A 14512-nucleotide genomic window follows, 5' to 3' on the forward strand; every position below is an offset into this window, starting at 1 on the left:
CACTTGAATCATGTGTTTGATGGGGATTTTGGAGTTTCTGGTGAATAATTCAGGAATGAAATTATTTCTTAAAGGCGTACGAATAAGCGCCCACTTCTAAATTAACGACGCCCTTTTGTTTCATCTTGCTAGCGATGCTCGGATAATACGCCATTTTGCGGGCAAACGTGTTCAGGCTCGCGTAAACCTCGTTACCGTCATTCATGAACAAATGAACCCGTTGGGGGTTCGTTTTGGTCGGTGAGGCCTGAATTTCACTGATGCTGTGTTTAATTGGCGTACTCAATTGGGCATACTGTAAAATCATCCGGTGTAGCGTTTTGGCCGACTTAAAATTGCCGTACACCGGCGTGCCACTCTTGGGTTGGGTCACCGACTGTTGACTCACTATCCCGTTTTCCAAGACCTCGTAATACTGGCCTTGGCGCATCACGTAGCCCGCCGTGATGTATTCGACCACCCGCACGGTCACCCGGTTGGGCTGGTGAAACTGGACCGTGGCGTGTTTGAGCCGTGAATTGTGCCGTAACGCTTGCTGTTGCAACTTCTTTTCGTGACCCCAGACCTTAAAGATCGAATCACCGGTAGACACCCCGACCGCTCGCTGAACTTGCCGCGCGGACAAGGCGTGGGCCCCCTGTACCCGTACCGTCTGAACGTGACTTAACGGGGAGACCAGGTAGACCATCAGGCCGATCACCACCAAAAAGATACTTAACAGGAGCGTCAGGCGTCGCGCTAACTTGCGGTTACGCTGATGCCGTAACCGGGGGAGCTTATCCCCGATTCGCTTTGCGCGCCGAAACCACTTGGGCGTCTGAGCTTGTTTGCGCCGCTGGGCCGCCCGTGACTGGTAGGCTTCCCACGGCGTCAGGTCCCGGGTCTTAGGTTGCTGGGACTGCTTTCGGTTCAACCGAAACTTCACGCGTGTCCACCTCCACTGTTTAGATTACCGGTCCTATTTCCGTTGTAACGACAGGACCACATCCAAGACCCGGTCGGCCGCATCCGGCACCCCTAAGTGCTTGGAGGCGACGGCCATGTCGTGCCGCAAGTGCCCGTCGTTCATTAATTGGTCGGCCTTGGCCACCAGGGTATCGCCCGATAGCTCGGCTTCCTTGATGATCTCCGCCGCCCCTACACTGGCTAACGACTGCGCGTTTTTCGTCTGGTGGTCGGCCGTCACGTACGGACTAGGAATCAGGATCGACGGAATCCCGTCGGCCGTGATTTCGGCGAGGCTCGTCGCCCCGGCCCGACCCACGATGGCTGCGACCTTCGGTAAGACCTCCGGCATGTTGGGGATGTAGGGCTTGACCACCACGTTAGCGGCCACCGTCACGTCCTTTAGCTGGTCCATGACGCCATCGTAGCGCTTTTGACCGGTCACGAAGACCACTTGGTATTGACGTTGGTTAAATTGAGGGATCGCCGCGACCGTGGCCGCGTTGATCTTCAACGCCCCCTGAGAGCCCCCGAAGATCAGCAACGTTGGGACCTCGTCTTGCAGACCGTATTCCGACCAACTGAAGTGACTGACCACTTCGGCGGCTTCCTGGGCCCGGGGATTTCCGGTCTTGACCATCTTATTGGCCGGTAACTGATCGACCGCCGCATCGAAAACGTAGGCGATCTTATCCACGTAGCGACTCAGAAACTTGTTGGTGATCCCCACCACGCTATTTTGTTCGTGGATCATCGTGGGCACGTGTAACCGACTAGCCGCATAAACTACGGCACCAGACACGTAGCCCCCGGTCCCAACCACCACGTCGGGTTTGAATTCCCGAATCATCTGCTTGGCGCTGTGCACGCTCTTTAAGAACAGATAGATGGTCTTGAAGTTTTCTAAGGACAGGGACCGTTTAAATCCCTGGATGCGGGTCGCCTTAAAGGCAATCCCTTTGGCTGGAACGATGGAACTTTCCAGGCCCCGTTCCGAACCGACGTACATGACCTCGGCGTTGGGGTCGCGTTTTTTGAGGGCTTTGATCAGTGCCAGGGCCGGATAGATGTGGCCCCCGGTACCGCCGCCCGATACCATTAATCGCATTTAAACTTCCTCCTGTTTACCGGTTAACTTTTCAACGGCTTTGATAAATTTATCGCCCCGTACCTCGAAGTTCGGGTACTGATCCCAGCTGGCGTTGGCTGGCGATAAGAGGATGATGTCGCCGGGCGCACTAAGCTCGTAAGCCACGGGGACCCCGGTCTCGGGGTTCTTGGTCATTTTAATGGTCTTGATACCGGCCTGCTTGGCGGTCTCGGCCAACAGGTTCGCCGTTTCCCCGAACAAGACGATGGCCTTGACGTGGTCCTTAAAGGCCGGAATCATCTTTTCAAAGGTGTAGCCGCGGTCTAAGCCCCCGGCGAGTAAGATGACGGGGGCCTTGAAGCCCTTCAAAGCCATTTCGGTGGCTTCCATGTCGGTGGCCTTCGAATCGTTGTAATACTGGCGACCATCGGCTTCTAACACGAACTGGGTCCGGTGACGCACGCCCCCAAAGGCCCGTAGCACGGCCACGATGGAGCCGGTGCTGACCCCCTTGATCTTCGCCACCGCAATGGCTGCCAGGGCGTTTTCAATGTTGTGGTCCCCGGGAACCTTGACTTCGTCAGCGGGCATGATGGCTTCGCCTCTGAAGTACAGGGTCCCGTGGTCCTCGTAGGCACCATCCTGGGTCACGTTTTGCCGGGAGAACGGTACGACTTGGGCCTTGGAATGGGTGCTCAATTCACGCCATTCCGGATTGTCAAAGTTGACCACGAAGTAATCACTCGGCGTTTGGTTGGCCGTGATTTTCATCTTAGCGGCCACGTAATTAGCCCGGGTCTTGTGGTAGTCCAGGTGATTCGAGAAGATGTTGGTCAACACCGCGATGTGGGGATGGAACGTAGTGGTCCCCACCAACATGAAGCTGGAAACTTCTAAGACCAACGTATCGCTCGCCGTGACTTGTTGGGCGACCTGACTGGCCGGAATCCCAATGTTACCGGCGTAGACCGCGTGACCGGCCGTGCGGTCATGGTCCAACATCTTTTGGATCATGGTCGTGGTCGTGGTCTTGCCGTTACTCCCGGTCACGGCGACCAGTTCGGCTTCGGCGACTTCACTCGCCAACTCCATTTCGGAGATGATGGGTAACTTCAGGTCTAAGGCCCGTTTAACGATCGGCACGTCGTACGGAATCCCCGGGTTCTTCACCATCAGATCGTACCCAGCATCCAACAATTCCGGCTTTTGTTCCCCGGTCACCACGGTAAAGCCCGCCTGTTGTAATTCCTGGGCCTCCGTGTTCTGGGCTAAGGGTTGGACGTCACTGACCGTGACCTGTGCGCCTAACCGCTTCAATAGCTTAGCGGCGTTAAAGCCACTCTTGGCCAACCCTAAAACTAACACCCGTTGGTTGGCATACGTCGTGATCTGTTTCATAGTTACTCGCTCTCCGTTCCAATAATTTTTAAAGGTAATTTCTCATGTAAAAGTATCCGTAAAATGCCGGACAAGTCAAACGTTGCCCCTAACCGGCACCCCGGCCATACCGTTGGGATTTCCTAAAGTGTACCGTACACCAGTCAAAAAATGGGCTAACTTGACCCTAACGAGCCCAGTTAGCCCATTAGCCGGAATTTGGTTTTACTTTGCAAGGATGGCCCAGACACCCGTCAAGGCGGTCAGCAGACCGACACTCCAGAAGGTAAGGTCGATCTTCCATTCACTCCACCCCAACATCTCGAAGTGATGGTGAATTGGACTCATCAGGAAGATCCGTTTCCCCGTTAATTTAAACGAGGCCACTTGCAAAATAACACTGGCCGTCTCAATCACGTACACCAGCCCAATCCACAGTAGGGATAATTCATGATGCAACAGGATCGATACGGCGGCTAAGGCGCCCCCTAACGCTAACGATCCGGTGTCCCCCATGAAAATCTTGGCCGGTTTGTGATTAAAGATCAAGAACCCTAACAGACTGCCGACTACGGCAAAACAAAAGATACTAATATTCACTTGCTGCTGTTGCCAGGCCACGACCCCGTAAGCCGCAAAGGAAATGCTGGCGAGGCCACTGACCAGACCGTCTAATCCGTCGGACAGGTTCACCGCGTTGGAAAAGCCGACCAGCCAGATAATGGCGAACAGGGCGTACACCCAGCCCATGTGCCATTCGCCCAGACCGGGGATGGCTAAGGACATCGGTAAGTGTTCGTGCGCGTACACCCAGAAAAGCAACAACGCCCCCACGATTTGTCCCAGCAATTTTTGCCAGGCCTTGAGCCCTTCGTTTTGGCGGTGGAAGAGCTTAATGCTATCGTCCCACGCGCCCAAAAAGCCGTACAGGATCAGGATGAACAATAGAATCCAGGTGGTGGACAACACGTGGTGCGGGGCCAGCGCCCAACTGGTCACCAACGTCATCACGATGATGGCGATGATGAACAGCAGGCCGCCCATTGTCGGGGTCCCCGACTTCTTTTCGTGCCAAGTCGGTCCCTCTTCACGAATCATTTGTCCTTCGTGCCGGGCCCGGAAATAACGAATCAATGCCGGCATAAACGCCACTGTAATTATAAAGCCACCCAAAAGGGGCACAAGTGCAGTTATCATGTTTTCTACTCAATCCTTATTCTCATTTATTTTGTTTCAACGTGATGGTCAATTCCGATCCCGACGAGACGGTCGCCCCAGCCTTTAAACTCTGCTTGGTGACGTAGCCGTCGCCGTTGACGGTCAGTTTGATCCCCACTAACTGTGCTAATTTTACCACATCACCCTTCGACCAACCCGTCAAACTTGGTAAGCTGACGGTGCCGCCGGTGGTGAGAAAGACGCGTTGATCTTGGTATAGCGCCGTTCCAGCACTAACCGATTGTTTCTGAACCTTGGTGCCGTTCCCTAACGTGGTCACGGTCATCCCCAACTTGCTCAGCTTATTCGTGGCTGTCGTGACTGAGGAGCCGGTGACCGTCGGCATCTTGGTGGTCTTAGTCGTGGTGGGACTATCTTCCTGTAAGGCTCGCGCCATGACCGGTTTCATGATCGACGCTAACAATTGCGTTGCGGTCTTGCTCCCGAGATGGGGCTGTTTCATGGTGATGTACATGACGTACTTGGGATTATTGGCCGGCACCATGCTTGCCACGGAATACAGGTAATTGTCGTCGCCCGACAGGTACCCGGACTTACCGTTGCTGACTTGCGCGGTCCCGGTCTTGACGGCGACCTTGTAGCCGCTCATCTTGTAGTCACTCCCGATACCGTAACTCTTGTAGACCACGTCTTCCATGTGCTTCCGGACAGCCTTGGCCGTTTTGGCCGTGATCGGCGTGCCGACCTTGGTTGGTGAATAGGCCTTGACCGTCTTGTTGGTGTTCGGATTGACCACCTTACTGATCACGTAGGGTTTCATCATGGTCCCGTTGTTGCTGACCGCCGTTAAGGCTTGCAACATCTGGAAAACCGTGACCTGAATCCCCTGACCAAACGAGGTATCGGCCTGCTCGATGGGCCGTGAAAAGGCAATGCTCCCGCTCAGTTCACCCGGTAGCCCCGAATTGGTACTCTTCAGGAAGTGGAACCGGTTGATATATTTCTTCCAAGTTTTGGCCCCCATCTGTTGTTCCAGGTGCGCCATGGCCACGTTACTGGAGACCGCAAACCCCTTGTTGTAGGTAATGGTCCCCCAACCGGAAGTGTTCCAATCGGGAACGACCTGGTTACCGATCGTATACCGCCCAGACTGGTAGGTGGCGTTACCGTTGTAGTTCCCACTATTAATAGAAGAAGCCAGCGTAAAGATCTTCATGGTCGAGCCGGGTTCGTAGGCGTCTTGGACCAGGGTATTCCGCCAAATTTGGCCGAGTCCCGCCTTGGTCGTGGCGTTAAACGTCGGCCGTTGAGTGGCCGCCAAAATGGCGCCCGTCTTGGCGTTCATCAACACGGCGTTCATCGAATTGGCCTTGACCTGACTTTGCACGCTGCTCATTTCGGTTTCGAGCAATGTTTGCAGGCGGGTGTCCAACGTGGTGTAAACGTTGTCCCCGTTTTGGGCCTTCTTGTATTTCTGCTTAGTCCCTGGTAGCTGGTAACCGTACATGTCCTTCTTGATCTTCTGGGAACCGTCCTTACCGGTCAATTCCTTGTTGAAGGCCTGTTCGATCCCCATACTTCCGGTCAGTGTCGTTTGGTTGTCCTTGGTCGTAGCCTGAGCCAACCCAATCAAATGGGAGGCAAAGACCCCGTTCGGGTACAACCGGGATTCTTGCTGCACAAAGTTGATTCCACTGAGATGGTAACTTTGGATTTTTTGCTTGGTGGCCAGCGAAATGTTCTGCCCGGCCGTCCCAAACTCAACTTGGAAGGGCGTGCCCTTGCTGGGGGATAAAATCTTGAGGGCCTTTTTTTCACTAATCGGCAGATACTTCGCCAGGACCTTCGCAATCTTGGGTTTATTTGTGGCGTACAATTTCTGATTATTCAAGCCCACCTGCCGCTTATCCAGGACCACGTACAGCGAGTATACGCTGGTATCCTCGGCGATGGGTTGATCATTGGCGTCGTAGATGGTCCCACGCTTCGCCTTTAGCGTCTCATTTGCAGTATACAATTTCTGAGCCGCCGCACTAAGGTTAACGTTTTGGACCTTCTTACCAATCGAAATGTAAGAAAAACGCACCGCAATGAGGATAAAAACGCCGATGAAAAGGAAAAACAGAAACTGGCCAACGATCTTCCGGTTTCTGCGCGCGTTCGTATTCTTCATGGGATGCTTTGGGGAATCATTCATTATTTATTAACAGTCCTTATTCGCGCATTTTCCAAACTCAGGCCCTGCTTCTGCGCAATCTTATCCAACCGACTCCGACTCTGCAACTCGTTGATCTCTTGTTGCGCGTTGGTGTTGCGGTTTTGATAAGTGGCCGTGGTCTGATTGACCGTTTGTAAGTCACGTTGAGCATTACTCATTGCAATTTTGGCGGAAACAACGCAAACCATTAAGACAGCCAGCACTAAACCACAGGCCGTGACCAGACATTTTTCAAATTTGGAAACGGGTAATTTTTGCCGCCGCGGCTGCCCTTGGGGTTGCCCCTGAGGCCGCACACGCGGTTGTGGATGTTCTATGTTTGGGCGTTGTTGCGGTTCCGTAGATAACGGAAGCGCTTCTGCTAAGCTATTTTGCGCCATAAATAATCATCTTCCTATGTCGAATAATTAAGTTCTCATCAGGGGGCTTATTAAAGCTTTTCTAAGATGCGTAATTTAGCACTATGGGCCCGGTGGTTTGCGGCCAATTCCGCTTCGGATGGCAGAATCGGTTTCCGGTTGACCAGCTTATAATCCGGTTGTAGGTCGGCCGGAATGACCGGGAGCCCGTGTGGTAAGTCGGGTAACGACGACTGTTCGCGAAACATGGTCTTCACCAACCGGTCTTCTAAGGACTGGAAGGTAATCACGCTGATGCGCCCGTGGGGGGCCAACAACTTGATGGCCTGTTCCAGAGAGGCCTCCAGCGCCCCCAATTCGTCGTTGACGGCGATCCGGATAGCTTGGAAGACCTTCTTGGCGGGATGTCCCCCGTGCCGGCGGGCCGCCGCGGGAATCCCTTCCTTGATGATGTCGACCAGTTGCCCCGTGGTGTCGATGGGAGCCGTGGCGCGGTGACGTTCAATGGCGCGAGCGATGGGTTTGGCAAATTTTTCTTCGCCGTACCGGTGAAAAATACGCATCAGTTCGTTAAACGACCATTCATTAACCACCGTCCAGGCCGTTAATGGTGCGGATTGGTCCATCCGCATGTCGAGGGGCGCGTCGTGCTGGTAGCTAAACCCGCGGTCGGCCTCGTCAAACTGGGGTGAAGAAACCCCTAAATCGTATAAGATACCATCCACCTGAGTCACACCGCGTTGGGCCAGTTGGGCCTGAATGTCGCGGAAGTTACTCTTGATGAACGTTACCTTCCCGGCGGCTAATTCCGCCGCCAGGTGTTCTTGATTATAATCGATGGCCGTTTGGTCTTGATCAAAAGCATACAAGTGACCGGTCGTCAACTGTTCCAAAATGTGTTGACTGTGACCGCCGCCACCCAGCGTGCAATCCACATAAGTGCCGGTTGGTTGAATCGCCAACCCAGCCACCGCTTCGTTTAAAAGTACCGTAACGTGATGAAAGTCTTCCAATGGGCACGCTCCTTTCGCCAAGATCTTTTAAAGATCAAAGTCAATTAGATTTTCAGCAATATCGTCAAAGTTCGCTTCGGCCGAGGCGGAAAAAGCCGCCCAGCGCTCAGCACTCCAAATTTCAAACCGGTTCGCCACCCCCACGATAACGCACGCCTTCACTAAGTCGGCGTGGGTCCGTAAGGTCTGGGGCAGGTTGATGCGGCCCTGTTTATCCAGGTCACATTCCGTGGCCGCTGAATAGAAAAAGCGGACAAAGGCCCGGGCATCTTTCCGGTTCACTGGTAAAGTTTTGAGCTTGTCTTGTAACGTGGCCCATTCCGACATGGGGTAACCGAATAAACACCCATCCATGCCCCGGGTCACCACAAAATGATTGCCCAATTGTTCGCGAAACTTGGCGGGGATAATCAGCCGGCCCTTGGCGTCAATTGAATGCTCAAATTCGCCCATGAACATAGCCAATCCCCCTTACTTGTAACTAGTCCCAAGTTTACCACACCCCCCCACTTTCTACCACAACGTTTCCGAATTTTTATAAATTTCCCCACCAACACCAAAAAAGCCACGACGAACACCTGTTCATCGTGACTGGAAACGGTTTTTAACCCCCCAACAAAATGGGTCAATAATCAATTAAATTCATATTTATGCATTATTCTAACTAATTGTAAGTAGGAAACAGCTCACAAACCCAATCAGCCAATAAAGGTCCGATAACCGCCAAAACGTCTTCATAAATTGCGGGTACAGCAACTCATGATTGTGAATCGCTTGCGTTAACGCGACCCCAATGCCAATCAGCATCCAGCCCATCACCAGCCAGGGCAAAGCGTTACCCGCCCCGCTGGGGACCAAGAGGAGGCTGCAAATGATCAGTAACGGTGTCATCAGATCCCAGGTCAGTAACGCCGCCGGCCACCGTCGTCGACTAAGCCGCCGAACCCCCGTGATGACTAGCCACCCCACCAGTAAGATCACGAGTTGTCCCGCGGGTGATACCCAAAACTTCATGTTGATCCCCCCACGCTTAATTTCCGTTTTATTATAGAGATTTCCCGATTAACTTGCAATTCGGATTGCTAAAATTCACGCACGGAAGTCCGCCCAACGGTTGCAATTCCGCCGCGCCCACGGTACACTATTTGGGTAGAAACGCACGTAAAGAGGTGGCTTAAGCTAATATGGAAAAGAAAAAGAAATCGACGTTCCAAAAAATCACGAACGTTTTCGTTTGGATTATGATTATTGCAACTTTAGGCTCATTGATTTTCGGGGCCATTTCCTCAATCATGACTTCCTAATCACGGCTAATTTTGACTAAACTAAAAATAACGTCCCATCACATTTTTAAGTGGTGGGGCGTTATTTTTTGATGGTGCTGTTTTTTCGTTCACTTAACAGACCTAAGGCTGCGGCGAATCTTGTGAATCCGCTGGCGAATCCGGTTGCTTGTAGACCTGCCGGGGTTTGCTCCCCTCTTGAGGGCCAATATAGCCCCGTTGCTCTAAGTCATCGATAATGCGTGCGGCCCGGTTATACCCGATGCGGAACCGCCGTTGCAACAGCGAGGTGCTGGCCTTTTGCTGGTCCACCACAAAGGCTAACGCGTCGTCGAACAATTCGTCGTCGCTATCGCCCTTTTCGTCTTGTTGCAGCTCCTCGTCGGTCACCATCATGTCTTCATCGTAATCGGCCGTTTGTTGTTGCTTGATAAAGTCGACCACGTTGCTGACGTCTTCGTCGGGAATAAACGCCCCCTGCACCCGGACGGGCGAATTGGCGTCCACCGGTTGAAAGAGCATGTCCCCGCGGCCCAAGAGCTTTTCGGCCCCGTTGGTGTCCAGAATGGTCCGCGAATCGATCCCGCTGGAAACGGCGAAGGCGATACGCGACGGCACGTTGGCCTTGATCAAACCGGTAATGACGTCAACGGAAGGTCGTTGGGTGGCCAGAATCATATGGACTCCGGCGGCCCGCCCCATCTGGGCCAACCGAATAATGGCGTCTTCGACCTCGCTGGACACCGTCATCATCAAGTCGGCCAATTCGTCGACGATGACCACGATGTACGGCAGAGTCGGCCGCGCCTGATTATCTTCGGCGTTGGCCTTTTTCACGAAGGCGTTATACCCCGAGATCTTGCGTTGCCCGAATTGCGAGAACAGTTCGTAGCGCCGTTCCATCTCGGCGACCACCTTATGTAGGGCTCGCGCGGCCTTCTTGGGTTCGGAGACTACCGGAGTCAGCAAGTGGGGAATCCCGTTATAGACGCTTAATTCCACTTTTTTCGGATCAATCAGCATCATTTTGACCTGATCCGGGCGGGCGTTCATCAAAATACTGGTGATGATGCCGTTAATCGCCACCGACTTCCCACTCCCGGTCGCGCCGGCAATCAGCAAGTGGGGCATTTTGGTCAGATCCATGGTGACGACCTGTCCCGTCACGTTGCGGCCCAACGGCACCTCCAAGGGATGCCCGGGATGGGGCGGTTGAGCCTCGACCACGTCCCGAAAGGCCACCGTAGAGACTTCCTTGTTCGGCACTTCGATTCCAATCAAGGACTTCCCCGGGATCGGTGCTTGAATCCGAATTCCCTTAGCGGCCAGGGCGAGGGCCAAATCGTCGGCCAGGTTCACGATGCGGGAGACCTTGACCCCGATGGCCGGGTGCAATTCGTACTCGGTCACCGACGGCCCCAGACTGACGTTTTTCACCTCGGCATCCACCCCAAAACTATCGAGCGTCTGCTTCAAAATCTTGGTGTTGGCGTCGATGGCGTTGACCTCTTCGGTCTGATCGACCGGTGGGACCTGCTTCAACAGGTCGGGCGTCGGTAATTGATAATTGGGATCGACCTCGGTATTGCCCACCAGCGGTTCGGTCGACTCGCTGTCGGTCGCCGGTTCGGCTGGTGTGGTCGTTGGCCGTGACGTTTCGTTCGCCGCCACGGTCACATGATAGCTGGGTTGGGCCGGCGGGTCAGCCGGCTGTGACGTGGGTTTCGGCGTCGGCGCTTTCGGTGCCCCGGTACTGCGGGGCTCCGGAAGGTCCTTGTCGTCACTCGACGTGCCCGTGTCCGCCGGTGTCTGCCGGCGGGCTTGCAGCTGTGTGCGCCCGCGCTGGACGGCCTGCGTCAGGCCGGTAAGTCCCCGGCCCAGCCACTGTCCGCTGCGCTGTAAGGCGTGTTGAACGTCGGTCAACGGAATCTGGAAGAAGACCAGGACCCCGCCAGCCATGATCAGCCAGGCCGCAATCTGGGCTCCCAGTAGGGCGATCAACCAGGCAATCACGGACAACCCTAACGCGCCAATGAGCCCACCGCCTAAATCGGTGGTCCGGCCGCCCGAGACCAGATCGGCTAAGCCGCTGTGCCAGACCGTCGCCAGAAAACCACTGTGTTGGTCGGCCGTCGCAAAGGCCGTGGCACTGGCCCATAACAGCCAGCCGCCATAGATCAGGCCACTACCCGTCCAGTAATGGCGGGCTAGCTGGGGCCAGGTGCCGGTCACCGCTAACGTGACACCCAGCGCGCCGATCACGACTAAACCAAACGGGTAGGTTTCCCCCACCACCAGCCGCATCAAATTCGCGCACAGGGCTCCCAATAAGCCGAGATTAAATAGGCCTAACGCCGCCAGGGCCAATAAGACCAGCCCCACCACGTTACGCGTATACGGGAAAGGTTGGGCGCTCGTCTTTTTCGTGGTGCGCCGCCGCGTCGACTTACGGCGGGTCGTTTTTCGTTTCGTCGCCAACTTGCGGCCTCCTCTCTAAGTCGTCATTACTTTAATTTGTCGTGAGGATACCGGTGAATCCGTTCCAAGTTCGGAAAAGCTTGTTGCCGCAAAACTTCGTAGATCACGATGGCCGCACTGTTCGAGAGGTTCAACGCCCGAATGTGGCTGTCATCTTGCGGAATCCGGATACACTTTTCTTCGTGTTGGCGCATGAACGGTTCCGGTAACCCGGTCGTTTCCTTCCCGAATAAGAAGTAATGGTCGTTATCGTTCAACGAATAATCGGGTTCCGTGTAATCCTGTTCGGCAAACTTCGAAACTAAATATAGTTGGGTCGGATCGGCAATCGAGTCTAAAAAGGCTGGCAGGTTGTCGTGGTAGCGTACGTCGACCTTATCCCAGTAATCCAGGCCGGCCCGCTTCAGATGTGCGTCGTCGACCGAAAACCCAAGGGGCTTGATCAGGTCTAAAACGGTATCGGTCCCGGCACAAGTCCGGGCAATGTTCCCCGTGTTAGCGGGAAATAACGGTTCAAATAACGCAATATGGTTGGTCATAAATTCTCTTCTCCGTTCTCTTCTCAAACATTCGTTCTGTTTCATTATTATAGTCAACTCCGCCGGCCTTTGACAAGTTAAAGCCCACAAAAAAAGTAGCTCCTCGGTGTGGGCACGGCGAGGAGCTACCTTAGTGAAGTACTACTTGTCAGCCGCTAACAGTTACCCGCTGATATCGACCGCCAAACGATTTCTCATTGCTCAATATAACACGCCGCTGTCAGGTCTTCAAGGGGCGCGCAGAATTTCTTTTAACGGTTTACCTCGCTCGGTTGTGCACATAGTAACGTCACGTCGACCGTAATCGCGGGGAACGGCTGCGCGGCAACTTGGTCGAGCCGGTCCTGATTGGCGCCCCAATGCATCGGCGTCATCAACATCAAATCGGCGAACCGTTCCGGAGCGACCGGGACCTGGTAGCGAATTCGTTCGCTGGTGGCTTGCGGATAATGTTGTTTGAAAAGTTCCAAAACATTGCTGTTGTCGTACTGGGCATGGGCGTTGCCGGCCGGGAAAATGGCCTGCCGCAGTTCGATCAGGTAATCGGCGTTGGGAATCACCTTCAAGAGTTGCCCGCCCGGTGCGATGATCCGGTTGAATTCCTTGTAAGCCGACGGCGAAAATAAATCCAGTACCGCCGTAAACTGCTGGTCGGTAAACGGCATCTGCGCCAAATCGGCCACACAGAAAAAGGCCTTGGTGTCGAGTTGGGTCGCCAGGTTGATGCCCGGCTTCGAAATGTCAAACCCCACGGCCGTGTCGTGACCATTCCGGTGCGCCAACACCGCGGCTAACGGGGTCCCTTCCCCACACCCCACGTCTAAAATCGTCTGGGGCGTCGCCGGCAGGTGGGCCGCAAATGCATCGGTGATTCCGGTAAACAGGCCAGCCTGCAACATTCGCCGCCGGGCGGCTAACATCGCGTCATCGTATTCGCTGGCCACGGCCCGCTGCATAAAATACAGCATCCCCTTCTTGGAAAGGTCAACGTTGTGGCCCTGTGGACAAACTAAACTATGCTCGGCCACGTGGTCGTACGGGTCGTGACACACGGGACAACGGAAAAGGCCGACGTGCTGGCCTAAAAAGGCCGCGGCCCGATCAATCTTTTTCATAAACTTTTTCGCGCTCCAATCACCACTGAGGAGCATCCCTTTACTTCCGCCCGTGAGTCTGCGTAAAATAGTGGGTGCATCTTAACCACACTTACCCATTTAACGCATCACGTTTTGGTCGGACAGGTTCTCGGTACTCCCGTGAAATAAGTGCATTCATTGTACCATATTCCCCGGAAGTGGCGGGCGATTCGGCCAAGTTTAGAAAGGATGATCGGTTTTGCGATTAATCGAACCGTTATTAGAAAACTACGGCCCCTTGTTGGCCGCTACGGAAGCCGGGGCGAAACGCGTCGCCTTGGCGGACAACCTTGCCGTGGGCGGGACCACTGTCAGTAAAGGCGTCATGGGCGAAGCCGTCCGGTACGCCCACGAGCACCGGATGAGCCTCGACCTGGTGATTGCGCCGCGGGGCGGTAACACCCCCTACGACGACGTAGAAATCAAAATCATGGAGGCCGACCTTCTCGAAGCCCAGCAGCTCGGTGTCGACGGCGTAATTTTAGGTGCGCTCGACGCTAACCGCCGCATCGACCGCGAAGGCTTACGGCCCCTAGTGGCCGCGGCTGGCGGCATGACCATGACCTTTAGTACCGACTGGGACGCCATCCGGCCCCAAGACCGCGGGGGCGCCATCGACTGGTTAGCCACCCAGGGCTTTGAACGGGTCCTGAGTGCCGGGGACCCCGCCGACCGGTTGGCCGACTGGACCGCTACTAAGCGCCTGACCGACAGTGCCGGGTTGACGCTGGTGCCGGCCGAAGTCGCCGCGACGGACATCCCGCAAGTGGCCGACGCGCTCAAGGTCAACTTCTTTCTGGGCACCAACAGCCTAACCCTTTAATTAGATCAGCCCATTTTAAAAATACTAAGCTTAGAGGCATAGAAGTTACCCGACGGGGTGCTCCTATGCCTC

General features: G+C 54.6%; 14 protein-coding genes. 2 read left to right on the top strand and 12 right to left on the bottom strand.

Annotated features, from left to right (window positions below; genetic code table 11):
- Nucleotides 1–61: 61 nt before the first annotated feature.
- From FD38_RS05945 to FD38_RS05985, 9 genes are all read right to left on the bottom strand, one after another.
- Entirely contained in the window at nt 62–925 is an 864-nt protein-coding gene (locus tag FD38_RS05945; RefSeq protein ID WP_057732273.1) for a cell division protein FtsQ/DivIB, read from the bottom strand.
- Between the two features lie 33 nt (nt 926–958).
- Nucleotides 959–2053, bottom strand: a complete 1095-nt coding sequence (gene murG / locus FD38_RS05950) for an undecaprenyldiphospho-muramoylpentapeptide beta-N-acetylglucosaminyltransferase (RefSeq protein ID WP_057732275.1) — start codon at nt 2051–2053, stop codon at nt 959–961.
- A complete protein-coding gene (gene murD / locus FD38_RS05955) occupies nt 2054–3472 on the bottom strand; it encodes a UDP-N-acetylmuramoyl-L-alanine--D-glutamate ligase (RefSeq protein ID WP_225430821.1) in 1419 nt (472 codons plus the stop codon). It abuts the gene before it with no gap.
- 165 nt (nt 3473–3637) lie between these two features.
- Nucleotides 3638–4609 (bottom strand): phospho-N-acetylmuramoyl-pentapeptide-transferase, encoded by a 972-nt coding sequence (mraY, locus tag FD38_RS05960; RefSeq protein ID WP_057732279.1) that lies wholly within the window; start codon nt 4607–4609, stop codon nt 3638–3640.
- A 22-nt stretch (nt 4610–4631) separates the two neighbouring features.
- Complete coding sequence (locus FD38_RS05965) at nt 4632–6788, bottom strand: penicillin-binding transpeptidase domain-containing protein (RefSeq protein WP_057732282.1); 2157 nt, start codon at nt 6786–6788, stop codon at nt 4632–4634.
- Entirely contained in the window at nt 6788–7189 is a 402-nt protein-coding gene (gene ftsL / locus FD38_RS05970; protein ID WP_057732284.1) for a cell division protein FtsL, read from the bottom strand. The genes FD38_RS05965 and ftsL overlap by 1 nt, the downstream gene beginning before the upstream one ends.
- Before the next feature lie 50 nt (nt 7190–7239).
- Nucleotides 7240–8181, bottom strand: a complete 942-nt coding sequence (gene rsmH, locus FD38_RS05975; RefSeq protein ID WP_057732286.1) for a 16S rRNA (cytosine(1402)-N(4))-methyltransferase RsmH — start codon at nt 8179–8181, stop codon at nt 7240–7242.
- Between the two features lie 27 nt (nt 8182–8208).
- Nucleotides 8209–8640 carry a division/cell wall cluster transcriptional repressor MraZ gene (gene mraZ, locus FD38_RS05980; RefSeq protein ID WP_057732289.1) on the bottom strand — a complete coding sequence of 144 codons (432 nt, stop codon included), beginning with the start codon at nt 8638–8640 and terminating at the stop codon, nt 8209–8211.
- A 201-nt stretch (nt 8641–8841) separates the two neighbouring features.
- A complete protein-coding gene (locus FD38_RS05985; protein WP_057732291.1) occupies nt 8842–9195 on the bottom strand; it encodes a DUF3397 family protein in 354 nt (117 codons plus the stop codon).
- Between the two features lie 170 nt (nt 9196–9365).
- Here FD38_RS05985 and FD38_RS12580 point away from each other — a divergent pair, with 170 nt between their 5' ends.
- Nucleotides 9366–9485 carry a DUF4044 domain-containing protein gene (locus tag FD38_RS12580; RefSeq protein ID WP_083484143.1) on the top strand — a complete coding sequence of 40 codons (120 nt, stop codon included), beginning with the start codon at nt 9366–9368 and terminating at the stop codon, nt 9483–9485.
- Nucleotides 9486–9587: 102 nt separating this feature from the next.
- On the opposite strand, the gene FD38_RS05990 is transcribed toward FD38_RS12580, so the two are convergent.
- From FD38_RS05990 to FD38_RS06000, 3 genes are all read right to left on the bottom strand, one after another.
- Nucleotides 9588–11942: a DNA translocase FtsK gene (locus FD38_RS05990; RefSeq protein ID WP_057732293.1), complete on the bottom strand. Its 2355-nt coding sequence runs from the start codon at nt 11940–11942 to the stop codon at nt 9588–9590.
- A 26-nt stretch (nt 11943–11968) separates the two neighbouring features.
- Nucleotides 11969–12481 (bottom strand): tRNA (cytidine(34)-2'-O)-methyltransferase, encoded by a 513-nt coding sequence (locus FD38_RS05995; RefSeq protein ID WP_057732295.1) that lies wholly within the window; start codon nt 12479–12481, stop codon nt 11969–11971.
- Nucleotides 12482–12732: 251 nt separating this feature from the next.
- Nucleotides 12733–13596 carry a methyltransferase domain-containing protein gene (locus FD38_RS06000; RefSeq protein ID WP_057732299.1) on the bottom strand — a complete coding sequence of 288 codons (864 nt, stop codon included), beginning with the start codon at nt 13594–13596 and terminating at the stop codon, nt 12733–12735.
- A 220-nt stretch (nt 13597–13816) separates the two neighbouring features.
- Between FD38_RS06000 and FD38_RS06005 the strand changes: the two genes are divergently transcribed.
- Nucleotides 13817–14440, top strand: a complete 624-nt coding sequence (locus tag FD38_RS06005) for a copper homeostasis protein CutC (protein WP_057732297.1) — start codon at nt 13817–13819, stop codon at nt 14438–14440.
- Nucleotides 14441–14512 lie beyond the last annotated feature (72 nt).

Source organism: Levilactobacillus zymae DSM 19395 (assembly GCF_001434115.1).
Classification (GTDB): domain Bacteria; phylum Bacillota; class Bacilli; order Lactobacillales; family Lactobacillaceae; genus Levilactobacillus; species Levilactobacillus zymae.